Source organism: Stomatobaculum sp. (assembly GCF_057248925.1).
In genome coordinates, this window is sequence record NZ_DBHIHF010000012.1 from 35,572 (window position 1) to 59,502 (window position 23,931).

Sequence of the window (23,931 nt, forward strand, 5' to 3'; positions counted from 1 at the left end):
GAGATGAGCAAAGAATCCAAGTTTTTGATTTATTGCATGGAACGGTACCGTCATTTCAAAGGGCTTTCCGGTGCGGAGGTGGCAAAGACCTTTGAAGAGTACGGCATCTATGGGTATATCAAAAAATATTTTGAATCACTGCATACAATGGGAGATTATTGCATCGTGCAGGATATTGACGATTATATAAGCAGTATCACAGGCGACAAACGGATTGAGGCGTAATTGACCGTCTGATATTCAAGTTATGTATTTTCTCCTCTGCCGACTTTATAATCTATCAGACAGAGGTATTCAAAATCACTGTACCACTACAACCATACTGAAACTTCAGTATAATAATCTTCTTGCAATTTTCCAGTTTGAAAATATTTTCTGGATAAAAATAAACATAGAACCGGAAATAGATTGGATTTCGGATTTTTGCTGCTATAAGTCGGAGGACTCAGAATTTATCATTTTTGATATAGAGTATTATTGTATTGTTTGCAGAAAAATGATTCTTTAGAAGTTGGTTGATTTCAATGCATAAGGAACCCGAATTCGAATGCATTTTCCGGAAGGAGAAAGCACAGAAGTAGTAGTATCGGTCGACTTTTCAAGGAGAAAAAAAGAAGAGAGCAAAAAGACCTTACGGAAGGCCTTTACCCTGAAAGGATGCTGATGATGGACATGCCTATTTTTTCTAAAGTACAAGTTGATATGGGTCGGTTCTACGGTCGAGTAAGCGCACGGATTTTATTGAATGTGCCGCAAAGAGAACTATCCTATCAGGCCTTTGGTGAAAAGCAGGAACTGAAGCACAGCATCGGACTTGTTTTAGATGAGACAGAAATGCAGTCCTTACTCCCGTTTCTCAGAGCCGAATTGTTTGAGCCGTATCGGGATCGCGAAGATATGCATGACGAAGTTGGCTATCTGGACGAGTCATGGAGGATGTTTACCGGTATATCAGACTCTCATATACCGATGATTCGCTTACGCATGAATGTTATTCATGACCTCGCACATCGGTGGCCCACGGAACTGCTATATGAGCAAATTGTTCGGGTCATAAGAGCGAGAAATGACAGACGATTTCGGAAAATAGTTTTGTAGTCTGTCTGTCGGATACATCGGTGAAAAGATAGGCGAGAGGATTATTTTAAGTCGTCCGACATAAAAACGGAAAATTGACAGGTGTACCCTGAGCGCTTTGCAGCGGCACAATTTTATCAGTATCGGCAGTGTCTGCATGTACAATGTGAGGCCGGAACTATGCTGATTGTTGGGAGTAACCTTGTCGTTGAAATCTCGAGATCGCAGAAGCTGGAGATTGATTTGTGAAGGGGCAATTCGGCTCCAAAAACAGAATGAGCTATGCCGGGCAGTGTTAGCTGTAGCGGCATAGCTCTCTTTTTTAGTATTCCATGCTGATACCTTTTTTTCTGCCGTGTCTCATCACAAAGTGAAATGCCGATAGCCCGGTGAAAAGATAGGCGAGCGAATTAAGTACGAGTAGCCCGACATCAAAAACAGAAACCATGTTCCCTTCGATGATGCTGCGTGAAATATAAATGCCCTGTGAAAGCGGCATAACATAATGGGCAAAGCTTTGAATGTTGCGCCCATCGACCACTCCCGAAAAGAACAAGAGTAAATAGCCTGCAATGGCTATGAACGAAGCGGTTTTGGTAAAAATCAGTGTCAAGGCCGAAAGGAAATAGGATATTCCTATGAGCCCCAACATGGTAATCGCGAACACGGGGAGAACCATCCATGAAAAAGACATGGGGATAGAAAATATCACATGAATCGCTGACATGACCAAAATGATTTCGACGGACTGAAACAGCAACCAGCAGACTGCTCTGCAAAATAAAATACCGGAGAGACCGGTGGGCTTTATCAGCAACTGTTCAAACGTTCCGCTCTGCTTTTCGGAGGAAATGGCCATGGAAGATTCACCGATGATGCCGTTGGCGTAAAACCAATACACGAAGCCTATGTAATATGTAGAGTTGGGGCGTTCGGCAGAGTTTGAGAACAGTTTGAAGAAACCGATGAACATGATAAACAGCACGAATAAGTTGACGATGTGATCCGGATAATAGCATTTCGCTTCCAGATAGTACTTTCGCAACTCAGCGGTAAAGCAACGCCTTATCTTAGCCATGATGATTCCTCCAAAAAGCAATGAGAACTTCTTCCAAGGTCGGCGTTTCAGGTGTGACAGCTAGGATTCTTATATGGTTCTCTGCGCATAGTTGTACAAGAGAGTACGCAAAAGCCTCCTCGGACTCGGAAAGGTTCAAGTGAATTTGCCCTTTTTCTTCATGGATACGGATTGCTTCCGAGGGAATAAGAGATGCGAGCACCTCAACGGCTTCTTTCGTATAGGCCAGGGTGTATTCCGTACGTTCTTGCCCCTTGTGCGCATTTACGAGAGCATCGATGCTACCCTGATACGTGGCAACGCCGTTTTCTAAGATGAGGAGTTTATTTGTAAGGCGCTCCAATACATCAATCTGGTGAGTCGTCAGAAATACAGTCGTGCCCTGTTCTGACATCCTTCGGATTTCGGAAATAACACTCAACTTCGTTGTTAAATCCAGGCCTAAGGTGGGCTCATCCAGAAACAGAATTTTAGGAGAATGAATGAGCGCCGTCATCAAGGCGACTTTTTGTTGCATTCCTCTAGAGCAATAGCCCACTTTTTTATTCTCGTGCCCCTGTAAATCCATAACAGAGAGCAATTCCTCTGTCCGGTTTCGAATGACAGTGTCGTCCAGCCCCATTAAGCGTCCGTAATAACGCAAATTCTCCTTGGCAGACATATACCAATACAAATTTCGATTTCCTTCAAGGACGGCACCGATAGTCCTAAAGTAATCGTTTCCGGCGTGCTCGATGTTTTTGCCATTATAGTAGATGTTCCCAGAGCTTGGCGTTAATATCTTTAACATCAGTTTGATAAAAGTGCTTTTTCCGGCACCGTTCGGCCCCAAAATCCCGTAAATTCCGGGTTCGCTTATCTCAACACACAGATTCCTGAGTGCGGTATGATTCCCAAATGACTTTGTCAGTTGATCAACACAGTAAATCATTCGCGTCCTCCCGGTCGTGCCAAGGGCTGTAACCGATTCGATGATATGAGATGTATTCAAAAAGACTACCGTAAATGTAACACAAATTGGCTTTTTCATCTATGATTTACATGTGATAACTTTTCAAACTAACAATTTCGAGACGGAATTATCATACTGCGCATTGCGACTTTCAGAAGCTAACGATAAAATTTTATGGTGAGTAGGACAAATGGAGAACCGTTTGGCGGACAATGAATGCAAGCGTCATGTTTTACCCGGCACTATGATACGGCCCCTGTGTGGAGCCGTCGGAGGCGGAGAGCCAGAGAAACAAGTTTGCAAAGATAGTCGCAGGCATAATATCAGAAGCACAAGGAGTGAGTGAATATGGAAGCTACGGAACAAAATGAGGACAAACACATCGATCAGCTGTTGAATGATGTCCGTAGATTGATTGCTTCTGATAGGGCGAAGCGGTTTCAACAGGGGAGAGAATTCAATATTTTCCGAGTACAGCGAATTCTGAGTGATGAAGTGAAAATATGCCGTTTGATTCGCGAATTGTTGGATCCCAAGGGAAGCCATGGGCAAGGCAGTGTTTTTCTCCGGCTGTTTTTGGAGACTTTAGGATGGGCAAAGACTCGGCAAATTACATCCGAGGACTATGACAAGGCTACGGTTTCGGGAGAGGTACTCATCAAGAATGATCGGCGCATCGATCTTTTAATCAGGATAGGAAAATATATGCTTCCGATTGAGGCAAAAGTTTATGCGGCAGACCAGGAACGTCAATGCTTTGATTATTATAACTTCGCTGTCAGGTATGATCCGGATGTTGTCATCTATTACCTTACCCTGGATGGACATGAGCCTTCGTACAGCAGTAAAAACGGATTGAAAGACACGCAGATTCAGTGCATTTCGTTTGCTGAAGAAATAATTGATTGGCTGACGACCTGTATCAAGGCGGATGCGTTGGAACAGATCTATCCTGTCAGAGAGATTTTGAGGCAGTTTCGGGAGATATTGAAACAGCTGGCAGGAAAGGAGGAGGGGAAAGTGGAGATGGAAGTTATGAATCAAGTTTCATCCTCAAGAGGTAATTTCGAAGCAGCGGAAAAAATCGCGAATGTTCTTGCGGCTGTAAAGGCAGAAAAAATGATTGAAATCTTTGATGCCATCAAGAATCATATGGATAAACTTGGCTATTCAAAGCACCTTGTTCATGAAGAATACAGGGATGAGGCAATCCGTTATTACGAAAAGAATTCATTTACCTGGCCAAGTCTGAATTATAATGTGCCTTCAGCCAGTCCCGAGATAGGGGCTAAAATCGTACTACGCTTTGAAATTGGAAGCCAGCTTTATTTTGGTATTGCCCCCTGGAATCCAATCATAAAAAAGAACTCGAATCCGGAGAGTCGCGATGGCGTTATAGAAAAGTATGTGCGTGACCATCTAATGCCGGTTGCGTGTGATGGCAGCAAAAGTAAATACTGGTATTGGCAGAGATTTATGGCGGAGGATATTGATTTCAGGAGTTGCAATAACGCATACAAAGAGCTGTATGACAGGCAGGCTTTTCAAGAAACAATCGGGAGAGTGTTGGCTGAAATTGCGGATACGATTGTGGTATTGATGAAGGCATAAATGGTACAGGACTACTGAAAAGAACCTGAAAAAAATGCCGGTGCTCTTTCGGCACTGGCATTTCCTATCGATTCAAGGTAAGATTGACTTATACAGTCGTAAAGCACAAAGAGAAAGGAAGGTATGGCTATATGAAGTCACACAAGTTTTTCGCATGGGCAACGGTATTCTGTTTTGTCATGACGATGATTACCGGATATAAGAGACAGTAAGCGCGGCTTACATCGAAGGAGCAATCGAGTCCGCTTGCTTTAAGGCATCTTCCACGGCGATTGCCAACTGATCGGCGCAAGAGGTCCCGCGGCCGTCGCAATCATTTCCTCTGAGGAGAGACACCGCCTCGGCCGCATCCCTGCCCTCAAGCAGTCTGCTGATGGCAGAGGTATTGCCGGGACATCCGCCGTGGAAGACGACGTTGTGCAGTCGCTTGTCTTTGAGTTCGAAGCTGATTTGTTTTGCGCAGACACCGCGTGTTTGATACGAATAGCGTTTCATTTCCGAAAACCTCCTCATGTTTTGATACCATTATTGTACACGCCGGAAAAAACATATCAAGTACATAGCAAATGCAAGACGAGCGTTCGATTGCTTATTTTGCTGAGTCGGGGTACAATGCAGGTAGGCTGGGGCCCTGTAGAAATAAACGAGAAACCGAAGGCAACACGAAAGGAGGAATTTCTATGTCTCTTGAAGATAAGATCGATCAGCTGAAGGGTGCTGTCAAAGAAGGCGTCGGTAAGATTTCCGGCGATGTAAAGGCAGAGAAGGAAGGCGCTGCGGAGCAGGCGACCGCGAAGGCAAAGGAAGTCGCGGAAGATGCCAAGAAGGCAGCGGAAGAAGCGGCGGAGAAGGCATCCGCCAAGGCAAAGGAAGTTGCCGGAAATGTGAAGGATGCAGTGGAAGGAACGCTTGACGGTGTCAAGAACATTCTGAACAAGGACAAAGAATAAGTTTGATAGGAAAAAGTCCCCTTTACCGAGCGCGGTAAAAGGGGCTTTTTCCTTTTTGGGCTAAGAAGTGGAAGGAGCCGCAGGAGATGGAGCGCTGACGAAAGGTATCAAGCGAAATCAAAGTATGCTATAACCGTATTAAGTCAGCGAAAACAGAAGCCGATTTCCGGGAGGGTCTTTCCTTGCGATACATTCTTTTACTGCGCGGTGTCAATGTAGGCGGCAAGAACAAAGTGGTGATGCGTGAATTAAGCACCTTGCTCACGGACGCCGGGTTTGAAGAGGTGGGCTCTTACATTAACAGCGGGAATCTCTTTTTCGGCAGTGAGGAAGCGAAAGAGAGTTGCATCTCGAAAATCAGAGCGCTGTTGGAAACAAACTATGATTTTTCTATCCCCTTTGCCCTGCTCACAAAAGAGGAATACTTGGAAGAGCGGGAAGCCTTGCCCGCATGGTGGCACGGGGAGATGGCGAGAAGAGATGTTTTGTTCTACTCCTGCGGTACGGACGCGGATAAGATACGGAACTTTGTCGAAGAAGCCGCTCTGTACAACGAAGTTGTGCACCTGGGGCGGCACGCGGTATTCTGGGGCAAATACGATGAGGCGGAGTACCTGAAAACGATTTATCATAAAAAGCTGATGAAGCAAGCGTTCTACAGGGAAATCACCATACGAAACGGAAATACGTATGAGAAAATTGCGGAACTCCTCGAAAACGAAAAGTGAGCGACCGCTCCCATGAGCCGTCGTCTGTCGTTTTATCGCAGCTTCATTCGGCGGAACAGAGAATCGGGAAGAAGGTGTGACGTCAACTCACGCTGCAAGCGAAACGCAACCCCCGTTTGACAAATTGACAAGCCGCTTTGGTAGCCTGCAAGCGCGCAAAATGGCATGCTTGAGCTATCAAAAACGGAAGGAGAACAGACATGATTTTGGCGGATAAGATTATAGACGAGAGAAAGAAGAACGGGTGGTCCCAGGAGGAACTGGCCGAACAGCTCGGTGTGTCGAGGCAGTCGGTCTCCAAATGGGAGAGCGCGGGTTCGGTGCCGGATCTCAAAAAGGTCATTCAGATGGCCGAGCTCTTCGGCGTGAGCACGGATTACCTTCTGAAGGATGAGCTGGAGAAGGAAAACCGGGACGTGGTCGAAACATTCGGGAGCGAGGCAGACAGTCCGCTGCGTCGGGTGAGCATGGAGGAGGCCAATGCGTTTTTGGACGCAAAGCGGGAGACAGCGCCCCGACTCGCGAATACGGTCAGCTTGTTCATCTTAAGTCCGGTCGCATTGCTTCTGCTTGTCGGAATCACCGAAAGTCCGGACTACAACTTGGCGGAAGGTCCGGCGATGGCAGTCGGTTTGGCGGTTCTGCTGCTCCTCACGGCGGTAGGCGTATTCATTCAGATCATAGATCGGAATAAATTGAGCCGTTTTGAGTACTTGGAGCGGGAGTCATTTGAAACCGAATACGGTGTGAGCGGCATGGTGAAGGAGAAGAAGCGGGATTACGAGAGTCGCTATTCGCTGGGAGTTGCCAGCGGCACCGTAATCTGCATTGTGGCGGTGATTCCGCTCCTCGTTGCGGGCGTTATGGAGTCAAGCGACTTGGTTTTGATTCTCTGTGTGGATCTCTTGCTCGCGCTGGTTGCGCTGGGGGCAAACCTGATTGTTCGCGTGAGCACGGTCAAAGAGAGTTACGACACCATACTCCAGGCGGGGGATTACGCCAAGAATAAAAAGCGCATACAGGCAAAGATGGGAGCCTTTGTCGCCGCGTACTGGTGCCTCACAACCGCAATCTATATCGGCTGGAGCACTTGGAGGCAGGACTGGGAGGAGTCCTGGATTATTTGGGCGGTGGCGGGCATCCTCTATGCGGGTGTTTACGGAATTGTGCGTATGGTGCTTAAGGCGGATGAGAAGTGACGGGAGTGAGAGAGGCATACCTATGGAGGGAAAGCTATGAATATCCGAGAAGAACTCTTTGCGCTTCGGGACGAGGAATATGCGGCATTTCAACAAAAGTTAATACCGGGCGTTCCCGCGGAGCGCGTCATCGGCGTCCGGGTGCCGGAACTCAGAAAGCTTGCGAAACGGTATTATAAAGACCCGGAACACCGGCAGTTTTTGCGGGCTTTGCCGCACGGCTATTATGACGAAGACCTGCTCCACGCCCTCCTTATTGCAGAGGAGAAGGACTTTGCGCGCTGCCTCGAGGAGACAGAAGCCTTTCTGCCCCTCATAGACAACTGGGCGGTCTGCGATATTTTTTCGCCCAAGGTCTTTGCAAAGCACAAAGAGGAGCTGTTACAGCGCATCCGTATCTGGGTAAAATCGGAAAAGACCTATACCTGCCGCTTCGGAATCGAGATGCTGATGCAGCATTTTCTGGATGCGGATTTTGATGCGGCATATTTGGAAATTCCGGCGGCGGTGCAATCCGAGGAATATTATGTAAACATGATGCTCGCCTGGTTCTTTGCGACGGCGCTCGCCAAGCAGTGGGAGGCAACAATCCCCTATCTGGAAAACAAGCGGCTTGCGCGGTGGACACACAATAAGGCGATACAGAAGGCGCGGGAGAGTTACCGCATTACGGCAGCGGAGAAGGAGTACCTGAAAAGCTTGAAGTGCTGACAGAGGAAAACGCTTGCCGGATTTGACCGGAATAGGGAAAAGGCGGTTGACAAGTTTACCAGGCAAAACGGAGGTATTCCGATGAGCAAGGAAGGAATTTTGTCCGCTTAGCCGGAAAGCAAGGAAGAGGCAGCCCGAGGGCTGCCTCTTTCTTTTTGCAGGGAACAAAAAAGCAAAATTATTATCTTCCGAGCTGCTGGCGTAGACTCTGAGTTTCTACAATACGGTAGTTGGTAAGCCAGAGTTGTCTGTCCTTTCCGGCCAGTTGCGGATTTGCATTAGTCTCAAAGGTGTTTTGTGCAAGAGAATCCCCGACGGTATTCCAAATACTGATGGGATCAAAAATCCAGCTGACTCTACCGGTCTTCTCACCGGTCTTCTCATTGGTCTCCTCATAATAACGAAGCAGACTACGAAATGCACCGAAAATTGGGAAGATATAACCGTTGGAGATTAAATAGTTGGTTTTGGTAGATAAGAACTTGGTGGAACTATTGTCCTTAGGGATAATGCCGCGGACACTACCAAAACGAGGGTTTTGGACGCCTGACGACTGCTTTTTGTAAGTCGTATATTTCTCCGGGAGAGTAGCCTCAATTGTGTCATAAAGGCGGACTAACGTAGGAAGCTCCTTAGTCAAGGCTTTATAAAACGGACTATCGTACGCAGACTGATAATGCTTGAATACCTGTGCGACTCCGGAATAACTCTGAATGGGAGCGGCCTTGTCATCAGGATATTTGTCAATATCGAAGGCATACATGAGCCGAATCAATTCAGAAATGTGAATGGGTTCCGGAGCATTGTCCTTGTATGCAATTTTATCATGATAAGGTTCTTTTGCGATTGCAGCTTGTACATCCGCAAAGTTGTCATCAAGATTGAAGAGGGCAATATCGGAGACTTGTACAGAGGTGTTACGCGCATCTGAGAGCCGTGTAATATTCTGTACATTAGTTATGACTTCCAAACGTACAAACTTCTTGATGTTGGAAGGAATCTGTTCGCGTTGAGTTATTATTGCGCGATAGGTATGTCCGCCGTCCAGTATTCCATAGCTATAGCGATCGTTTTCGTCGCTTTGATTTCCGAGGTCAATAGTAACTGTGGAATCATTGCTGTTAAACTTAAGAGACTTGGCGGCAATTACAATACCACGATTGTTGATATAGAAGTCGGTTTCCGGCTCTGTAACCGCTTTAAGCAAGCGTTTCGCGACATTGGTAGTCATTTTGGGCTCACGTGGATTAACGTCACACGGAAGATTTCCAGGTAACTTAGCCATATCGACGAGTAAGTAGTATATAGTCTCGCTATCGTTGTCTGTAGAGTAGGGGGATGACAGCGTTCTAATTGCTTCAACTGAAAACTGAAATTTGTTCTGTTTTGGATCCATTTTTTCTCCTTTCTGGATCTTGATCTCTTCTTAGGAAATCGATAACATAATCATGGCAGTTTTGTTGCCGTTTAAGTGGTTACCAGCTGGTAGTTATACCATAGCATCGCAGCTGAGTTAAAACAATGAACCATGGTTCATATTTTTAGGGTGTGTATGACAACTAGAAGAGATAAGACACGGAGAGAGAAATATGATGAGCGACTAATCCGAGTAGGAGAGCTGTTAAGGAGGAAGAGAGAAGGTTTAAGTAATAATGTTGGAAAAAATCGTCAGCGGTTCATTGAATGGATCTCGATCAATTACTTTGGAGGTGAAGATTGGATTTCAGAACGCCATTTAATCAATATCGAAAATGGAAAAAACTTGATAAGTATTGAGTTACTATTTAAATTCGCAACGGCACTGGAAGTAGAACCTAAAGAACTGTTTGCTGAAATTGTGGAGGCATGGAAAGGAGAATGAAATGTTAGCAAACGGAACCAAAGCACCCGATTTTACACTGCCGGATCAGAACGGAGAGCTGCGCAAGCTCTCGGACTACAGGGGACAGAAGGTCATCCTCTATTTTTACCCGAAGGATATGACGGCCGGCTGCACGAAGCAGGCCTGCGCGTTTGCGCAGCTCTACCCGCAGTTTCGCGAGAAGGGTGCAGCAGTGCTCGGCATCAGCAAGGACAGCGTTGCCTCGCACAAGAAGTTTGAGGAAAAGTACGGACTGCCGTTTGTGTTGCTCTCGGATCCCGAAAAGACGGTAATTCAGGCCTACGATGTCTGGAAAGAAAAGAAGATGTACGGCAAGGTCTCGATGGGTGTTGTCCGGACTACCTATCTGATTGACGAGCAGGGCATCATCGTGAAAGGCTTTGAAAAGGTGAAACCCGCCGAAAATCCGGCGGATATGCTCGGAGAACTCGCATGAAGATACTCATCTCCCCGGCGAAAAAGATGCGCGTGCAGCGAGACAGTATAGCGCCCCGACATCTGCCGCAATATCTTTCGGAGACCGAGGAATTGCTCACCTGGCTCAGGGCGCGCTCGTATCCGGAGTTGAAGGCGCTCTGGGGTTGCAATGACAAGCTGACCGCGGAAAATGTTGCCCGCCTCGCGGAGATGATGCTTCGGGAGGCGGACACACCCGCGCTTCTTGCCTACGAGGGCATTCAGTACCAATACATGGCGCCGGAAGTGCTCGAAGACGCGGCACTCACCTATCTGGAGGAGAGACTCTGCATTCTGTCCGGCTTTTACGGCGTGTTGCGGCCGATGGACGCCGTGCTGCCCTATCGCCTGGAAATGCAGGCAAAGGCCGCCGTCGCAGGTCACAAGAACCTCTACGCCTTCTGGGGCGATAAGCTGTACCGCGCCGTGCGGGATGAGAGCGGTGTCATCATCAACCTCGCCTCGAAGGAGTATTCGAAGGCAATCGAGGCGTATTTACAGCCGGAGGATCGCTTTATTACCTGCGTGTTCGGAGAACTTCTGGGCGGCAAAGTAGTCCAGAAGGGTGTCTATGCCAAGATGGCGCGCGGGGAGATGGTTCGCTATCTCGCGGAGATAGGCGCGGAGGGACCGGAGCAGTTGAAGCACTTTTCGCGTAGCGGCTATGCCTTCCGGGACGAACTTTCTACCGAGACAAACTATTTCTTTGCCCGGGAACCCGGGACTTACGAGGAAGTTTGATTCCGGACAGCATACGCAGGGCTCTGACGAACGGGAAAGAATAGAGCCGGGAGATAGAAGACGCAGGAAGTCGGTATAACAGGAGAGAAGCAGAGGACAGGAGGAGAGAGGCATGCACTTGAACACGGAACAGAGCATTTTTCTGCTCTGGGTGGCTGCACTGAGTCTCATGAGCTTTTTGCTCTTCGGTTTTGACAAAGAAAAGTCCCGCCGTCATACCTGGCGCATTTCGGAGCGCACGCTCTTACTCAGCGCCTTTCTCGGCGGCGCGCCGGGGGCGTTCTTTGGCATGAATTTCTTTCGTCACAAGACGCAAAAGTGGAAGTTTCGCATACTTGTGCCGCTTGCCCTCTTACTCTGGGCTTGGCTTGCGTATCGAGTATTTCAGTGAAAGAAGAGGACAGCACAGGGGCTGTCCTCTTCTTTGTAATTTGCGCCGGCTAGAATTTAAGGGTAAACTACAGGGAAGTATAATAGGTGAGAAAAGCGACAAATGAAGAAAGGAGAGCCTACCATGATTCAAAGAGAGATTGACATAAAGAAACCTCTGACCAAAAAGCAGAAGGATATGTTGAAAGCACTAGAAGAGCGGCCGTTGACGCCGGATGAAACGTGTCGGGAGCTAACTGCGGAAGAGTTGGCGTGTTTTCGACCTTGTGTAGACTTTCTCCGGAAGCCATGAGACGATTCGCCATAATCTGTAAAGAATCGTGCTTAAAAAGTCCCCTTTTTACCAGATGCCGTTGGTAAGAAGAGGACTTTTCACACGCCCGGGGCGAAGTCTGATTGTATTCCCAGCAAAGCTGTTTTGCCTTGTCCTGCAGATGAGCAGGTGTGCCTTCGTAGCTGTTGTGATAGGGCTGCATAGATTGCATGAGTTCTAACGGCGTCATAGAGCTTTCCCTTCAGGGCTTGTTTCGCGCAGTATGGTATACCCCCGATCGTTTACCAAGACTGCCTCGTGATTGTTGAGCGGAATCAGCTTCAATGAATTTCGGTAGCGTTCCAGGGTTTCACGGGAGCTTGTCTCGAAGGGAAATTCTCCCAAATGCGGAAGAACGGAGTGGTCAAATACAGACAGGGCCGAATAATCCGTGAGGTCGGGCGCAAGGGTTTTGTCGTCCATAATTTGATTGTATTCAATATTGGGTGCGGCGATGATTGCGCCTGCGGATTCGCCGATATAGAACATGCCCTCCCGGATGCGGCGCGCGAGAAGCTCTGTGAGATGCTTCTTTTTTAACTCCTGCAAGAGATAAAAGGTATTGCCGCCGGATATGCAGACACAGGCTGCGCTCTCCAGTTCCTGTATCAGCACAGGTTCTTCGAATTTGGAGATATCGAGCATCTGCAGCTGATAGCCTAAGTCCTCCAGCATCGCAATCCCCTCGTCAATAAAACCGGTATAGGGCTCCACATTTCCGGCTGTGGGAATAAACGTAATTGTCTTGGAAGACAGTTTGGAAAGATAGTTCGCCGTGATTGTTTTTGTTCCGGCAAGATAGGATACAAGCAGCAGTTCCATTTTAAATCCTCCTTATCGCCGGGGGCGGTCTTCATTCGGAATAGCGCCGTTGTCCTCAGCCGCTAACACTTCGTGCTCTTTACCTTTCCCTGCATTTAGGGCAGTGATGCCGCGGCGCAAGTGTGCCATATTGCGCTCGGTGTAGAACAGATCTTCACAGATTTTTTCGGTGTTCTTATTTGCACCCGCGTCAAAATCGAAAGACAGATTTAGCTTCTCGGGCATAAAGCGCTCCTTTCTCGAGTCTGTTATAAAAAGAGCGCGCATCCGCACCGTTTCCGGCGTAGATCCGCGCTCTTTGTTGTGAACACGAATCCGAAACAGTGCTTCACGAAAAACACCGAGTTCGGATGTGAATACTTGACTGGAGATGACGGGAGTCGAACCCGTGTCCAAAAACCGATTCCCCGTTCTTCTACTATCATAGTCAGCTCTTTGACATTCCCTCTGCCGCGCGGGAGCGGACGCCCTCGCGGTTTCAGTAGCTTCATGTTACGCCCTTGCGCGCAAAGCTTAACGCAAGTCGTTTCTCACAATGTCGACGCCCGGGTCCCGGAGTGTGAGTGCTTCAGGTCGGACGGCAAGCCCTTAGGCTGCGTATGCTAAATTTTCGTTAGCGTTTGTATTTAAGTTTGCCGTTTAACGCACCGCATGCGGATAGCTTCACCGGCTGCACGGTCCCTGTCGAAACCGGTACATCCCCGAATAGGCATAAATTGTACCATATTCGGGCCCATAGCACAAGCTTAGAATGCGGAAACCAGGAGTTTTCCGTCGCGGTATTCGACGAGAAAGATGCGGCTCAGATCGCGGTAGCCCATATTGGCAAGGGCCTCCGTGAGCCAGGCATCGTCCTTGCCGATGATTTCCAGAATATCCGTCTGAATCTGCCCGTCGGTGACCAGCGGATATTTCGGATTTTCTTCGCCGTAAGGGATGATTAAGAGCTTGCCGTCCTGCTCAACGACAACGCGCTGCAAATCCTCCCAGTAATAGTAGCCCGCTGCGCGGAGCTTGAAGGAGAGGTCGTGCGCGGAGAGGCCGGCGCGGCGGCAATTCGCGATGTTCAGTTTGCCGTGGTTCACAAGCACCAGGGGCTGGCCGTCCAGTAGCCGGCCTATGAAGCGGTTGTTGGTCTTGACCCACTTGAGACTCAGGATCACAATGCACCAGAGGAGCAAAATCAGAATGTACTGCAGCACGGTGATGGCGCTGTTGTAGATGGTGCCGCCGATGATACCACCGAGTACATAATTCTGAATCTGGTCGGAGGCGTTCGAGGGCGCAAGGTTTCCCTTTCCGCTGATGTTGATGACAAAGGAGAGGGAGAGAAGACCGATCAAGAGCTTGATTGCGACGAGAAAATAAAAGTTACTGAAAAAAGAAAACATAATCAAAATCCTCGCAGGCGATGCGTGAGAGCGGGCACTTTATTCCCGGATGAATTCCGGTTCCGTGCCGAGCAGTTCTATGGGTTCCAGATTGCAGCTTGTGTCATTAATGAAGAGCACACGGTAGTACTTGCCTTCCGCAAAAATGATGGGATTTCCGGAAAATTCCGTCGCGTTGAGGAAAACCTCTTCCGCGGGGACATTCAGTTCTTTTGCGATGCGTTCCACCGAGTGGATTGCGAGTTCCGCCCGCTGGCCACTCGCCTGCATTTCCCGGTAGCGGTTAATCTGCAGGAGTCCCATGGTAATTAAGAGGAGCAGGGCAATCAGCGCGAGTTCCCGGTAACGGGAAATCTGCTTGTTCTTAAAGTAGCGTATGCCGTTGAAGAGCAGCACCAGAAACAGAACGGCTGCAATGACCAGCTGAACGCGGTTCATGCCGACATTGCGACGGAGCAGGAACTCATAGGAATAAAATTTCATAGAACACTCCGAAAGGGCGCTGTGCGCCCCGAGACAGTTACAGTGAGTGACAGGCCGATTCTACCACAGGACAGGCTTAAATTAGCAAGTCTTTTTTGACGGAAGCCGGTAGATGTTCATTACGATATGGAAGCACCGGCTAAAATTAAGGGAAGCTTAATAAAGACATTGAAGCCCTGCGCGGAGCGGACGGAATCGCAGTGCGGGGAGGGCGCTTATTCTTGAAAAGACTTGTTATTTTGTGTATGATTTCCCCATACGGGTTTGTGTCGTTGCCCGGCATTGCAGAGACAGGAGGATAACATGAACTACGCAGAGGAATCACTGAAAAAGCATTACGAGTGGAGGGGTAAGATCAAAGTTATCACGGACATTCCGGTCAAGACCTCGGAAGATTTATCGCTCGCTTATACGCCGGGTGTTGCTGAGCCTTGTCTGGAGATTCAGAAGGACGTGAACAAGTCCTATGAACTCACGAGACGCTGGAATCTGTGCGCGGTCGTGACAGACGGCACGGCGGTTCTGGGCCTCGGCGACATCGGCCCGGAGGCAGGCATGCCGGTCATGGAGGGCAAGTGTGTGCTCTTCAAGGCATTCGGCGATGTGGATGCATTCCCGCTCTGCATCAAGTCCAAGGACGTGGACGAGATTGTCAATACGATTTACCTGCTCTCCGGTTCCTTCGGCGGTGTAAACCTCGAGGATATTGCGGCGCCGCGCTGCTTTGAAATCGAGCGGAAGCTGAAGGAGAAGTGCGATATTCCGATTTTCCACGACGACCAGCACGGCACGGCAATCGTGGTGCTCTCGGGTCTCATCAATGCATTGAAGGTGGTCGGCAAGGACAAGGAGAAGGTTAAGGTCGTCGTGAACGGCCCGGGTAGCGCCGGCATTGCGGTCTCGAAGCTCTTGCTCTCCTACGGCTTTAAGAACCTGACACTCTGCAACCGCGAGGGCATCATGACCGAGAACTCGAAGGATCTCAACTGGGCGCAGAAGGAAATGCTCGAGGTCACAAACCTGGATCATAAGACCGGCACCCTGAAGGACGCACTGGTCGGCGCAGACATCTTCCTCGGCTTCTCCGGCCCGAACATGGTCACCGAAGAGATGGTGCGGAGCATGAACAAGGATGCTATCATCTTTGCCTGCGCAAACCCGACGCCGGAAATTTTCCCGGACGAGGCGAAGAAGGGCGGCGCAAAGGTCATCTCGACCGGCAGATCGGACTTCCCGAACCAGATCAACAACGTGCTCGTGTTCCCGGGTCTGTTCCGCGGTGCGTTCGATGTCCGCGCGAAGGACATCAACGAGGAGATGAAGATGGCGGCGGCGGTCGCAATCGCAAATCTGATTTCGGACGATGAAGTCAATGAGAACAATATCATCCCGAAGGCCTTCGATCCGCGCGTCAAGGAAGTGGTTGCAAAGGCTGTCGCGGATGCGGCAAGACGCACGGGCGTCGCGAGAATCTGAGGCGGATGGCAACATTTTTCGCGGCAAAGGCAGGCAAACAGGGCAAGATAGAAAGAAGGATGTAACATGGCAAAACATACCATTCTGTACGGTTGCGGTCACATTGCGACGGCAGAGGTTGAGGGGAATGAATACGAACAGCAGGAGAAGCTCGACTACTTGAAAATTTGCGGACGTTGCCCCGCCTGCGAAAAAGCATACCGGAGCGCGCACCCGTCGCTTCAGAAAGCGTAAGGTGACGCATGCAGCTCTGGATTTCCGGCACGGGTTCCGCCCTGCCGAAAAAAGTAGTGACGAATGATGATCTCGCAAAGATCATTGAGACGAGCGACGAGTGGATTTATTCCCGCACCGGCATACGGCAGCGGCATGTCGCCGATGAGACGGAGAGCGTCGAGAGCCTCGGCAAGGAGGCTGCGGAGCGGGCTCTCGAAATGGCCGGCGTCCCCGCCGAGGAAATCGGCCTCATCATCGTCGGCACCTGCACGGACGGCAATGTGACGCCGAGCGCAGCCTGCCGGATTCAGGCGGAAATCGGCGCGGTGAATGCGGTCGCCTTTGATATTAACGCGGCCTGCTCGGGCTTTCTCTACTCGCTCCGGACGGCGGAAGGCCTCATGAAGACCGGACTGGCAAAGAAGGCGCTGGTAATCGGCGGCGACCTCGTGACCCGCTATATCGACTGGCAGGACAGAACCACCTGCGTGCTTTTCGGCGACGCGGTCGGTGCAGTGGTGCTCGAAGCGACGGAGGATGAGACGAAGGGCGATATCCTCGGCTCCGCGCTCGGCGCGGACGGCGTGAAGGGGCACAACCTCACCGGTCGTACGGACCCGGACAACCATTTCCTGCACATGAACGGGCAGGAAGTGTTCCGCTTTGCGGTTCGCACCGTGCCGCTCTGCATTGAGGAGGCACTGCAAAACGCGGGCGTCGACAAAAAGGATGTGAGCGCCTATGTGTTGCACCAGGCGAACTCCCGCATCATTGAGGCGGTCGCGAAGCACCTCGGCGAGCCGCTCGAAAAATTCCCGATGAACCTCTCGGATACGGCCAACACCTCGGCGGGCAGCATCCCGACCCTGTTTGACCGCCTGAACCGCGAGGGCAAGTTAAAACGGGGCGATATTCTGGTGCTCTCCGGTTTTGGCGGCGGTCTCACCTGGGGTGCGACCGTGATACGGTATTGACGGATACGCTATTGACGTAGGGCAGAGAATCGGTTAAAAAAGTAGTGAACAATATTGACAAAGCAATGACAAGTGTCAATTAGCTTGTCCCAGCAAAGGAGAATGACATGTTTGAAAAGGTAAAGCAGATGATCGCAGAGCAGCTCAGCGCAGACGAGAACAGCATCACCGAGGAGACTTCCTTCAAGGACGATCTCGGCGCGGATTCCCTGGATTTGTTCCAGCTCGTCATGGCAATGGAGGATGAGTTCAAGGTTGAGATTCCGAGCGAGGATCTTGAGAAGCTCAACACGGTCGGCGATGTCATGAAGTACCTGAAGGACAAGGGCGTCGAGGAATGAACACAAGAGTGACAGAGCTCCTCGGCATACGCTATCCCATCATTCAGGGTGGGATGGCGTGGGTCGCCGAGCAGCATCTCGCGGCGGCGGTGAGTGAGGCAGGCGGCCTCGGCCTCATCGGCGGTGCGAGCGCGCCCGGAGAAGTGATTCGCGATATGCTCCGCGACGCAAAGCGCCTCACGGACGCACCGGTCGGCGTCAATGTCATGTTGATGTCGCCTCACGCGGACGATGTTGCGCGCGTTGTGATAGAAGAGGGCGTCAAGGTTGTGACGACCGGTGCCGGTATGCCGAGCAAATACATGGACGACTGGAAAAAGGCGGGCATCAAGGTCATTCCGGTGGTCGCTTCGGTCGCGCAGGCTCGCATCATGGAACGCCTCGGCGCGGATGCCGTGGTCGCGGAGGGCACGGAGTCCGGCGGTCACATCGGCGAGGCGACTACGATGACCCTGCTCCCGCAGGTCGTGGACGCCGTGAAGATTCCGGTCATCGGCGCGGGCGGCATTGCCGACGGCAGAGGCATGATGGCGGCTTTCATGCTCGGCGCATCGGGTGTGCAGATCGGCACGCGCTTTGTCGCGAGCACCGAGGCAGTCGTGAGCGAGGCCTATAAGAACCGCATTGTGAAGGCGAAGGATATTGACAGCACGGTGACGGGCAGAACCTACGGTCACCCGGTGCGCAGTCTCCGGAATGACATGACGCGCGAGTACACACGCCTTGAGGCAGAGGGCAAGAGCTTTGAAGAGCTCGAGTACCTGACTCTGGGTTCGCTTCGGAAGGCTGTGCAGGAGGGCGATGTGATTCGCGGCACGGTCATGGCAGGACAGATTGCGGGTCTCATTCAGGACATCAAGCCATGTCGGGAGATTATTGAGGACATGATGCGCGAGTGTCATGAGCTCGCGAGAAAGGCGGCGGACTTTGTCTAAGAAGGCATTTTTGTTTCCGGGACAGGGCGCACAGAAAATCGGCATGGGGCAGAGCTTTTACGAGGCCGATGCCGATGCGCGCGCGGTCTTCGAGGAGGCCTCGGAGATTCTCGGCTACGATATGAAGGCGCTCTGTTTTGAAGAAAACGAGAAGCTGAATTTGACGCAGTACACCCAGCCTGCGATGGTCACGACCGGCATTGCGATTCTGAAAGTGGTTGAAAAGCACGGTCTTACGCCGGACACGGCGGCAGGCTTAAGTCTCGGCGAGTACGAGGCTCTCTATGCGGCGGGCGCGCTCTCGGAGCGGGATGCCATTCGCGTGGTTGCGCGGCGCGGCGAACTCATGGAAGCGGCGGTCCCGGCCGGTATCGGCGCAATGGCGGCGGTGCTCGGCGCGGAGGCGGCGCTGATTGAGGAGACGCTTTCGGACATTCCGGAAGTCTGGATTGCCAATTACAACTGCCCGGGACAGATTGTCATTTCGGGGAAGAAAGAGGCGGTCGAAGCAGCGGCGGAGGCCCTCAAGGCGAGAGGCGTGAAGCGCGTGCTCATGCTGAATGTGAGCGGTCCCTTCCACTCCGGCCTTCTGAGAGAAGCCGGCGAGGAGCTCGGCAAGGTGCTTGCGGAGACAGAGATTCATCCGCTTCGCATTCCGTATTACGCGAATGTGACCGGCGACAAGGTCGAGGATGCGGCGAAGGTCAGAGCGCTTTTGACCGAACAGGTCTACAGTTCGGTGCGCTTTGAGCAGAGCATCCGCAATATGCTATCGGCGGGCGTGGATACCTTCTATGAGCTGGGTCCGGGCAAGACGCTCGCAGGCTTTGTGAAGAAGATTGACAGAGCGGCAACGGTCGTGAACATTGAGACCATGGAGGATCTTTCGAAGGTATGAGCGATTTGAGTGGTAAGGTAGCGCTGGTCACCGGCGCGTCGCGCGGCATCGGCAGAGCCATTGCCGTGCGCCTCGCCTCTCTCGGCGCTGTGGTGGCGTTAAACTACAACGGCTCCGAGGCAAAGGCCGAGGAAGTGCGAGCGGAAATCGAAGCGGCGGGCGGCAAGGCATTTTTGATTCAGGCGAATGTGAGCGAGGAGGCGGATGTGCTCCGCATGTTCGAGGAAGTGCTATCGAAAGAGAACCGGATTGACATTCTCGTGAACAATGCCGGCATCACCCGCGACGGTCTCCTGATTGGCATGAAGGAGGCGCAGTTTGACGAGGTCTTAAAGACCAATCTCTACGGCGCTTATTTCTGTATGCAGCAGGCGGCAAAGAAGATGCTCCGTCAGAAGAGCGGTCGCATTGTCAACATTTCCTCCTACTCGGGGCTTCACGGCAACGCGGGACAGATGAATTACGCGGCGGCAAAGGCAGGCCTTGTCGGCATGACCAAGACCGCGGCGCGTGAGCTCGGTAGCAGAGGCATCACCGTCAATGCGGTGGCACCGGGCTTTATTGACACCGACATGACGGCGGTGCTCAGTGACAAATCAAAAGAGGCAATTCTCTCGGGCGTTCCGCTGGGGCGCATGGGCAGCGCGGACGATGTGGCAGCAGCCGTCGCTTTCCTTGCGGGAGACGAGGCTTCCTATATTACCGGACAGGTTCTGTCCGTTGACGGCGGACTCTCTATTTAAGAGTTTCCGCCGTTCTTTGAAACCAGGCAACGCGGCTTTGCAGGAGAACGCAATACATGGAAAAGAGAAGAGTGGTTGTGACCGGACTCGGCGCTGTGACGGCAATCGGCATCGGCGCGGAGGCGTTTTGGAACTCGCTGAAAGCGGGGCAGGTCGGAATTGACCGCATCACCCAGTTCGACACGGAGAAGTTCAAAGTGAAACTTGCCGCCGAAGTCAAGGACTTCAAGGCGGCAGATTTTATGGACGTGAAATCGGCGCGCCGCATGGAGCGTTTTTCGCAGTTTGCCGTCGCGGCGGCAAAAGAGGCGCTTGCGGACAGCGGCCTGGATCTCACGAAAGAAGATCCCTATATGGCGGGCTGCGCAATCGGTTCGGGCATCGGCTCTCTGCAGTCGGTGGAGCGCGAGTATAACCGCATGGTTACCAAGGGGCCGAACATGGTCAATCCGCTGTTTGTCCCGATGATGATCAGCAACATGGCGGCGGGCAATGTCGCAATCCAGTGCGGGCTGAAGGGCAAGAACATCAACATTGTGACGGCCTGTGCTTCCGGCACACATAACGTGGGCGAGGCGTTCCGCACGATCGCGCACGGCGATGCGGACATCATGCTCGCGGGCGGCACGGAGGCCTGCATCACACCGATCGGTGTGGCGGGTTTCATGCAGCTCACGGCGCTCAGCACTTCGGAGGACCCGAAGCGCGCTTCGATTCCGTTTGACAAGGAGCGGAACGGCTTCGTAATCGGCGAGGGCGCGGGCATTCTGGTGCTCGAGGAACTGGAGCACGCCCTGAAGCGCGGTGCGAAGATTTATGCCGAGATGGCGGGCTACGGCGCGACCTGTGACGCAAACCATATCACATCTCCGCTCGAGGACGGCTCGGGTGCGGCCGAGGCAATGCGCTTTGCGCTCCGCGATGCGGGTCTCAAGCCGGAGGACATCGACTATATCAACGCGCACGGCACATCCACGCACTTAAACGATCTCTCGGAGACGATTGCAATCCGGAGCGCGTTCGGCGCGGCGGCCGATAAGCTCGCGGTCAGCTCCACAAAGTCGATGATCGGTCACCTGCTCGGCGCGGCGGGCGGCGTCGAGGCCGTGGTGCTCGCAAAGAGCGTGCAGGAGGACTTTGTCCATGAGACTGCAGGTCTCGCGGTCGATGATCCCGAGTGCGACCTCGACTATGTGAAGGGCAAGGGGCGTTCCATGCAGGTGCGCGCGGCGCTCAGCAACTCGCTCGGCTTCGGCGGTCACAATGCGTCTATCATCATGAGAAAGTACGAGGCGTGACATGCAGGTAAAGCTTGGCATCCAAGAAATCGAGAAGATACTGCCGCACCGGCATCCGTTTCTGCTGATCGACTGCATCACGGAACTGGAGCCCGGCGTGCGCGCCGAGGGCTATAAGGCAGTGAGTTTTGACGAATCTTACTTCCGGGGACACTTTCCGGGAGAACCGGTCATGCCGGGCGTCCTGATTATCGAGGCACTCGCGCAGACCGGTGCGGTTGCGATTCTCTCGCAGGAAGAAAATGCGGGGAAGACAGCCTACTTCGGCGCGGTGGACCACGCGCGCTTTCGGCGGAAAGTCGTGCCGGGCGACCGGCTGAGACTCGTCTGTGAAATTGAGAAGGTGAAGGGGCCTGTCGGCAAAGGCAAGGCGACGGCATACGTAGAGGATGAGAAGGCGGTGGAAGCAGAACTCACCTTTATCCTCGGAAAGTGACAGGGGAAAAATGCGCATCGATTTTTTCAAGCGAAATACGACGGAAGCAGAACCGGAAGTAAAGCAGTGGAAGTGCAAAAAGTGCGGTGCGGTGCACAGCGTGCAGGAAGTGCGGGCCAATGACTTTGCCTGCCCGAGTTGCGGCACGCTGGTCCGCATTCATGCGAAGCGCAGAATCAAGCTGCTCGCGGATCCCGGCAGTTTCGAGGAGTGGAATCAGGAACTCCCGGTCGTGAACCCGCTCGATTTCCCGGACTACGAGCAGAAGCTCTGGGAAGTCAAGGAGACTACGGGCCTCAATGAGGCGGTCGTGACCGGAAAAATTACGATCGACGGCATTCCGGTCGCGATCGGTGTCTGCGACGCGCGCTTTTTGATGAGCTCGATGGGCCACAACCTGGGCGAAAAAATTGCGCGCATGGCAGAGCGCGCCGCGGAGGAAAAGCTCCCGGTGATTCTCTACGCCTGCTCGGGCGGCGCAAGAATGCAGGAGGGCATCATCTCCCTCATGCAGATGGTCAAGACCTCGGAGGCACTCGGCAGACTGCAGGAGAGCGGCCAACTCTTCATCTCGGTGCTGACCGATCCGACCATGGGCGGTGTGACCGCAAGTTACGCGATGCTCGGCGACATTATTCTCGCGGAGCCGGGCGCACTGATCGGCTTCACCGGTGCCCGCGTGATTCAGCAGACCATAGGCGGCAAGCTTCCGGAGGGCTTCCAGCGCTCGGAGTTTCTCTTAAAGCACGGCTTCACGGATGCGATTGTGCCGCGGCGCGACCAGAGAGCCGTGCTTGCACACATTCTGCGTCTCCATGTGCGCGGTGCTGCCGAGCTCTCGGCGGAAGAGGCGGTGGAAGCCGTTGAATTTGAGACGACCGAGCATGTCAACGAGGGAACGGCGGCGGAAGTGAAGGCGCAGAAGGCGCCGGGATTTCTGCAGGCGGCGGCTTCGGCCATTCAGAATCTGCAGCGCTTCGCGCTCGGACAGAGAGAGGAAGAGAGCGACGAAGCGGCGCGCACGGATCTGCCCGCGGACACGGTGCGGAGCGCCTGGGAGACAGTCAAACTGTCCCGCGCAAAGGACAGAGCGCACGCGAAGGATTACATCGACGCGCTGTTTCCGGACTTTATGGAACTCCACGGCGACCGCTGCTTCGGGGACGATGAGGCCGTAATCGGCGGTATCGCTTCGTTCCACGGCATTCCGGTCACGGTGATCGGCATTCAGAAGGGCAGAGATTTCCTCGAGAACAAGAGAAGAAACTTCGCAATGCCGAATCCCGAGGGCTACCGGAAGGCACTTCGCCTCATGAAACAGGCCGAGCGCTTCAAACGCCCCGTCATCTGCTTTGTGGACACGCCGGGTGCCTACTGCGGCATCGGCGCGGAGGAAAGAGGTCAGGGCCAGGCGATTGCCGAGAATCTGCAGAAGATGGCAGCGCTGAAGACCCCGATTCTCTCGATTATCATCGGCGAGGGTTCGAGCGGCGGCGCACTCGGCGTCGCGACGGCAAACGAAGTCTGGATGATGGAGAATGCGGTCTACTCGATTTTGTCGCCGGAGGGCTTTGCCGCGATTCTGTATCGCGACGGCAAGCAGGCAGAGCGCGCCGCGGAAAATATGCGCCTGACTTCCAGGGATCTTCTGGAGCTCGGCGTCATCGAAAAGATTATCCCGGAGAAAGAACCGGCGACCTTTGAAAATATCCGCGACATCGCGCGGGAACTGGAACCCGAGCTTCTCGACTTTATCGGCCGCTACGGCGCAATGAGTCGCGAGGAACTCGCAAACCAGCGCTACGAACGCTTCCGGAAGTTCTGAGGAGG

29 protein-coding genes and 1 other RNA gene are annotated in these 23,931 nt (G+C 52.3%); 21 read left to right on the forward strand and 9 right to left on the reverse strand.

Translation table 11 applies throughout. The features are described 5' to 3' along the window. Positions 1–3 precede the first annotated feature (3 nt). Complete coding sequence (locus ACO4XG_RS05805) at positions 4–225, forward strand: DUF3791 domain-containing protein (RefSeq protein ID WP_308509172.1); 222 nt, start codon at positions 4–6, stop codon at positions 223–225. A 441-nt stretch (positions 226–666) separates the two neighbouring features. Then, positions 667–1,098: a hypothetical protein gene (locus tag ACO4XG_RS05810; RefSeq protein ID WP_308509173.1), complete on the forward strand. Its 432-nt coding sequence runs from the start codon at positions 667–669 to the stop codon at positions 1,096–1,098. A 301-nt stretch (positions 1,099–1,399) separates the two neighbouring features. Here ACO4XG_RS05810 and ACO4XG_RS05815 read toward each other — a convergent pair whose 3' ends face one another. Both ACO4XG_RS05815 and ACO4XG_RS05820 read right to left on the reverse strand, forming a co-directional pair. Next, positions 1,400–2,155: an ABC transporter permease gene (locus ACO4XG_RS05815; protein ID WP_308509174.1), complete on the reverse strand. Its 756-nt coding sequence runs from the start codon at positions 2,153–2,155 to the stop codon at positions 1,400–1,402. After that, on the reverse strand, positions 2,148–3,086 hold the full coding sequence (locus ACO4XG_RS05820; RefSeq protein WP_308509175.1) for an ABC transporter ATP-binding protein: 939 nt from the start codon (positions 3,084–3,086) through the stop codon (positions 2,148–2,150). The genes ACO4XG_RS05815 and ACO4XG_RS05820 overlap by 8 nt, the downstream gene beginning before the upstream one ends. A 369-nt stretch (positions 3,087–3,455) precedes the next feature. Between ACO4XG_RS05820 and ACO4XG_RS05825 the strand changes: the two genes are divergently transcribed. Then, a complete protein-coding gene (locus ACO4XG_RS05825) occupies positions 3,456–4,718 on the forward strand; it encodes a PDDEXK-like family protein (protein WP_308509176.1) in 1,263 nt (420 codons plus the stop codon). A gap of 219 nt (positions 4,719–4,937) precedes the next feature. Here ACO4XG_RS05825 and ACO4XG_RS05830 read toward each other — a convergent pair whose 3' ends face one another. Beyond that, positions 4,938–5,213: a TIGR03905 family TSCPD domain-containing protein gene (locus ACO4XG_RS05830; RefSeq protein WP_308509177.1), complete on the reverse strand. Its 276-nt coding sequence runs from the start codon at positions 5,211–5,213 to the stop codon at positions 4,938–4,940. A gap of 185 nt (positions 5,214–5,398) precedes the next feature. Here ACO4XG_RS05830 and ACO4XG_RS05835 point away from each other — a divergent pair, with 185 nt between their 5' ends. The 4 genes from ACO4XG_RS05835 to ACO4XG_RS05850 all read left to right on the forward strand — a co-directional run bounded on the left by ACO4XG_RS05835 (position 5,399) and on the right by ACO4XG_RS05850 (position 8,306). Further along, the gene (locus ACO4XG_RS05835; protein ID WP_308509178.1) at positions 5,399–5,668 is read left to right on the forward strand and encodes a CsbD family protein; all 270 of its coding nucleotides are present in this window, start codon (positions 5,399–5,401) and stop codon (positions 5,666–5,668) included. Between the two features lie 182 nt (positions 5,669–5,850). Further along, entirely contained in the window at positions 5,851–6,396 is a 546-nt protein-coding gene (locus ACO4XG_RS05840; protein ID WP_308509179.1) for a DUF1697 domain-containing protein, read from the forward strand. Between the two features lie 200 nt (positions 6,397–6,596). Further along, the gene (locus ACO4XG_RS05845) at positions 6,597–7,595 is read left to right on the forward strand and encodes a helix-turn-helix domain-containing protein (protein ID WP_308509180.1); all 999 of its coding nucleotides are present in this window, start codon (positions 6,597–6,599) and stop codon (positions 7,593–7,595) included. 36 nt (positions 7,596–7,631) lie between these two features. Then, complete coding sequence (locus ACO4XG_RS05850) at positions 7,632–8,306, forward strand: DNA alkylation repair protein (RefSeq protein WP_308509181.1); 675 nt, start codon at positions 7,632–7,634, stop codon at positions 8,304–8,306. Between the two features lie 181 nt (positions 8,307–8,487). Here the strand turns inward: ACO4XG_RS05850 and ACO4XG_RS05855 are convergent, their stop codons facing one another. Beyond that, a complete protein-coding gene (locus tag ACO4XG_RS05855) occupies positions 8,488–9,702 on the reverse strand; it encodes an AIPR family protein (protein ID WP_308509182.1) in 1,215 nt (404 codons plus the stop codon). 156 nt (positions 9,703–9,858) lie between these two features. Here ACO4XG_RS05855 and ACO4XG_RS05860 point away from each other — a divergent pair, with 156 nt between their 5' ends. The 4 genes from ACO4XG_RS05860 (at position 9,859) to ACO4XG_RS05875 (ending at position 11,776) form a co-directional block, all read left to right on the forward strand. Continuing rightward, positions 9,859–10,167: a helix-turn-helix domain-containing protein gene (locus ACO4XG_RS05860; protein WP_308509183.1), complete on the forward strand. Its 309-nt coding sequence runs from the start codon at positions 9,859–9,861 to the stop codon at positions 10,165–10,167. A gap of 1 nt (position 10,168) precedes the next feature. Continuing rightward, positions 10,169–10,624, forward strand: coding sequence for a thioredoxin-dependent thiol peroxidase (gene bcp / locus ACO4XG_RS05865; RefSeq protein ID WP_308509184.1), 456 nt, complete (start codon positions 10,169–10,171; stop codon positions 10,622–10,624). Then, positions 10,621–11,385, forward strand: coding sequence for a peroxide stress protein YaaA (gene yaaA, locus ACO4XG_RS05870; RefSeq protein WP_308509185.1), 765 nt, complete (start codon positions 10,621–10,623; stop codon positions 11,383–11,385). Before bcp ends, yaaA begins: the two co-directional genes overlap by 4 nt. 112 nt (positions 11,386–11,497) lie before the next feature. Beyond that, positions 11,498–11,776, forward strand: a complete 279-nt coding sequence (locus tag ACO4XG_RS05875; protein ID WP_308509186.1) for a DUF1294 domain-containing protein — start codon at positions 11,498–11,500, stop codon at positions 11,774–11,776. Positions 11,777–12,274: 498 nt separating this feature from the next. On the opposite strand, the gene ACO4XG_RS05880 is transcribed toward ACO4XG_RS05875, so the two are convergent. The 5 genes from ACO4XG_RS05880 to ACO4XG_RS05900 form a co-directional block, all read right to left on the reverse strand. Beyond that, on the reverse strand, positions 12,275–12,910 hold the full coding sequence (locus ACO4XG_RS05880; RefSeq protein WP_308509187.1) for a Type 1 glutamine amidotransferase-like domain-containing protein: 636 nt from the start codon (positions 12,908–12,910) through the stop codon (positions 12,275–12,277). A gap of 12 nt (positions 12,911–12,922) precedes the next feature. Continuing rightward, positions 12,923–13,306 carry a hypothetical protein gene (locus ACO4XG_RS05885; protein WP_308509188.1) on the reverse strand — a complete coding sequence of 128 codons (384 nt, stop codon included), beginning with the start codon at positions 13,304–13,306 and terminating at the stop codon, positions 12,923–12,925. Then, positions 13,273–13,613: a transfer-messenger RNA gene (gene ssrA / locus ACO4XG_RS05890) on the reverse strand. Before ssrA ends, ACO4XG_RS05885 begins: the two co-directional genes overlap by 34 nt. A gap of 43 nt (positions 13,614–13,656) precedes the next feature. Beyond that, complete coding sequence (locus ACO4XG_RS05895) at positions 13,657–14,301, reverse strand: DUF421 domain-containing protein (protein WP_308509189.1); 645 nt, start codon at positions 14,299–14,301, stop codon at positions 13,657–13,659. 39 nt (positions 14,302–14,340) lie between these two features. Beyond that, complete coding sequence (locus ACO4XG_RS05900) at positions 14,341–14,784, reverse strand: DUF3290 family protein (protein WP_308509190.1); 444 nt, start codon at positions 14,782–14,784, stop codon at positions 14,341–14,343. Positions 14,785–15,087: 303 nt separating this feature from the next. On the opposite strand from ACO4XG_RS05900, the gene ACO4XG_RS05905 reads away from it, so the two are divergent. The 10 genes from ACO4XG_RS05905 to ACO4XG_RS05950 all read left to right on the forward strand — a co-directional run bounded on the left by ACO4XG_RS05905 (position 15,088) and on the right by ACO4XG_RS05950 (position 23,926). Beyond that, a complete protein-coding gene (locus ACO4XG_RS05905) occupies positions 15,088–16,260 on the forward strand; it encodes an NAD(P)-dependent malic enzyme (RefSeq protein WP_308509191.1) in 1,173 nt (390 codons plus the stop codon). A gap of 66 nt (positions 16,261–16,326) precedes the next feature. Next, the gene (locus tag ACO4XG_RS05910; RefSeq protein WP_308509192.1) at positions 16,327–16,494 is read left to right on the forward strand and encodes a hypothetical protein; all 168 of its coding nucleotides are present in this window, start codon (positions 16,327–16,329) and stop codon (positions 16,492–16,494) included. A gap of 8 nt (positions 16,495–16,502) precedes the next feature. Next, positions 16,503–17,450 (forward strand): beta-ketoacyl-ACP synthase III, encoded by a 948-nt coding sequence (locus tag ACO4XG_RS05915; protein WP_308509193.1) that lies wholly within the window; start codon positions 16,503–16,505, stop codon positions 17,448–17,450. A 107-nt stretch (positions 17,451–17,557) separates the two neighbouring features. Next, the gene (acpP, locus tag ACO4XG_RS05920) at positions 17,558–17,791 is read left to right on the forward strand and encodes an acyl carrier protein (RefSeq protein ID WP_009533600.1); all 234 of its coding nucleotides are present in this window, start codon (positions 17,558–17,560) and stop codon (positions 17,789–17,791) included. Beyond that, positions 17,788–18,726, forward strand: a complete 939-nt coding sequence (fabK, locus tag ACO4XG_RS05925) for an enoyl-[acyl-carrier-protein] reductase FabK (protein WP_308509194.1) — start codon at positions 17,788–17,790, stop codon at positions 18,724–18,726. The genes acpP and fabK overlap by 4 nt, the downstream gene beginning before the upstream one ends. Further along, complete coding sequence (gene fabD / locus ACO4XG_RS05930; RefSeq protein WP_308509195.1) at positions 18,719–19,624, forward strand: ACP S-malonyltransferase; 906 nt, start codon at positions 18,719–18,721, stop codon at positions 19,622–19,624. The genes fabK and fabD overlap by 8 nt, the downstream gene beginning before the upstream one ends. Next, positions 19,621–20,367, forward strand: a complete 747-nt coding sequence (gene fabG / locus ACO4XG_RS05935) for a 3-oxoacyl-[acyl-carrier-protein] reductase (protein ID WP_009533603.1) — start codon at positions 19,621–19,623, stop codon at positions 20,365–20,367. Before fabD ends, fabG begins: the two co-directional genes overlap by 4 nt. A gap of 56 nt (positions 20,368–20,423) precedes the next feature. After that, positions 20,424–21,665, forward strand: coding sequence for a beta-ketoacyl-ACP synthase II (fabF, locus tag ACO4XG_RS05940; protein ID WP_308509196.1), 1,242 nt, complete (start codon positions 20,424–20,426; stop codon positions 21,663–21,665). A 1-nt stretch (position 21,666) separates the two neighbouring features. Further along, the gene (gene fabZ / locus ACO4XG_RS05945; RefSeq protein WP_308509197.1) at positions 21,667–22,101 is read left to right on the forward strand and encodes a 3-hydroxyacyl-ACP dehydratase FabZ; all 435 of its coding nucleotides are present in this window, start codon (positions 21,667–21,669) and stop codon (positions 22,099–22,101) included. Between the two features lie 10 nt (positions 22,102–22,111). Beyond that, a complete protein-coding gene (locus ACO4XG_RS05950) occupies positions 22,112–23,926 on the forward strand; it encodes an acetyl-CoA carboxylase carboxyltransferase subunit alpha (RefSeq protein WP_308509198.1) in 1,815 nt (604 codons plus the stop codon). Positions 23,927–23,931 lie beyond the last annotated feature (5 nt).

Excerpts from the sequence above, each read along its gene's own strand:
- ACO4XG_RS05805 (WP_308509172.1), top strand. The coding sequence starts at position 4 with ATGAGCAAAGAATCCAAGTTTTTGATTTATTGCATGGAACGGTACCGT.
- ACO4XG_RS05810 (WP_308509173.1), top strand. The coding sequence starts at position 667 with ATGGACATGCCTATTTTTTCTAAAGTACAAGTTGATATGGGTCGGTTC.
- ACO4XG_RS05815 (WP_308509174.1), bottom strand. The coding sequence starts at position 2,155 with ATGGCTAAGATAAGGCGTTGCTTTACCGCTGAGTTGCGAAAGTACTAT.
- ACO4XG_RS05820 (WP_308509175.1), bottom strand. The coding sequence starts at position 3,086 with ATGATTTACTGTGTTGATCAACTGACAAAGTCATTTGGGAATCATACC.
- ACO4XG_RS05825 (WP_308509176.1), top strand. The coding sequence starts at position 3,456 with ATGGAAGCTACGGAACAAAATGAGGACAAACACATCGATCAGCTGTTG.
- ACO4XG_RS05830 (WP_308509177.1), bottom strand. The coding sequence starts at position 5,213 with ATGAAACGCTATTCGTATCAAACACGCGGTGTCTGCGCAAAACAAATC.
- ACO4XG_RS05835 (WP_308509178.1), top strand. The coding sequence starts at position 5,399 with ATGTCTCTTGAAGATAAGATCGATCAGCTGAAGGGTGCTGTCAAAGAA.
- ACO4XG_RS05845 (WP_308509180.1), top strand. The coding sequence starts at position 6,597 with ATGATTTTGGCGGATAAGATTATAGACGAGAGAAAGAAGAACGGGTGG.
- ACO4XG_RS05850 (WP_308509181.1), top strand. The coding sequence starts at position 7,632 with ATGAATATCCGAGAAGAACTCTTTGCGCTTCGGGACGAGGAATATGCG.
- ACO4XG_RS05855 (WP_308509182.1), bottom strand. The coding sequence starts at position 9,702 with ATGGATCCAAAACAGAACAAATTTCAGTTTTCAGTTGAAGCAATTAGA.
- ACO4XG_RS05860 (WP_308509183.1), top strand. The coding sequence starts at position 9,859 with ATGACAACTAGAAGAGATAAGACACGGAGAGAGAAATATGATGAGCGA.
- bcp (WP_308509184.1), top strand. The coding sequence starts at position 10,169 with ATGTTAGCAAACGGAACCAAAGCACCCGATTTTACACTGCCGGATCAG.
- yaaA (WP_308509185.1), top strand. The coding sequence starts at position 10,621 with ATGAAGATACTCATCTCCCCGGCGAAAAAGATGCGCGTGCAGCGAGAC.
- ACO4XG_RS05875 (WP_308509186.1), top strand. The coding sequence starts at position 11,498 with ATGCACTTGAACACGGAACAGAGCATTTTTCTGCTCTGGGTGGCTGCA.
- ACO4XG_RS05880 (WP_308509187.1), bottom strand. The coding sequence starts at position 12,910 with ATGGAACTGCTGCTTGTATCCTATCTTGCCGGAACAAAAACAATCACG.
- ACO4XG_RS05895 (WP_308509189.1), bottom strand. The coding sequence starts at position 14,301 with ATGTTTTCTTTTTTCAGTAACTTTTATTTTCTCGTCGCAATCAAGCTC.
- ACO4XG_RS05900 (WP_308509190.1), bottom strand. The coding sequence starts at position 14,784 with ATGAAATTTTATTCCTATGAGTTCCTGCTCCGTCGCAATGTCGGCATG.
- ACO4XG_RS05905 (WP_308509191.1), top strand. The coding sequence starts at position 15,088 with ATGAACTACGCAGAGGAATCACTGAAAAAGCATTACGAGTGGAGGGGT.
- ACO4XG_RS05910 (WP_308509192.1), top strand. The coding sequence starts at position 16,327 with ATGGCAAAACATACCATTCTGTACGGTTGCGGTCACATTGCGACGGCA.
- ACO4XG_RS05915 (WP_308509193.1), top strand. The coding sequence starts at position 16,503 with ATGCAGCTCTGGATTTCCGGCACGGGTTCCGCCCTGCCGAAAAAAGTA.
- acpP (WP_009533600.1), top strand. The coding sequence starts at position 17,558 with ATGTTTGAAAAGGTAAAGCAGATGATCGCAGAGCAGCTCAGCGCAGAC.
- fabK (WP_308509194.1), top strand. The coding sequence starts at position 17,788 with ATGAACACAAGAGTGACAGAGCTCCTCGGCATACGCTATCCCATCATT.
- fabG (WP_009533603.1), top strand. The coding sequence starts at position 19,621 with ATGAGCGATTTGAGTGGTAAGGTAGCGCTGGTCACCGGCGCGTCGCGC.
- fabF (WP_308509196.1), top strand. The coding sequence starts at position 20,424 with ATGGAAAAGAGAAGAGTGGTTGTGACCGGACTCGGCGCTGTGACGGCA.
- fabZ (WP_308509197.1), top strand. The coding sequence starts at position 21,667 with ATGCAGGTAAAGCTTGGCATCCAAGAAATCGAGAAGATACTGCCGCAC.
- ACO4XG_RS05950 (WP_308509198.1), top strand. The coding sequence starts at position 22,112 with ATGCGCATCGATTTTTTCAAGCGAAATACGACGGAAGCAGAACCGGAA.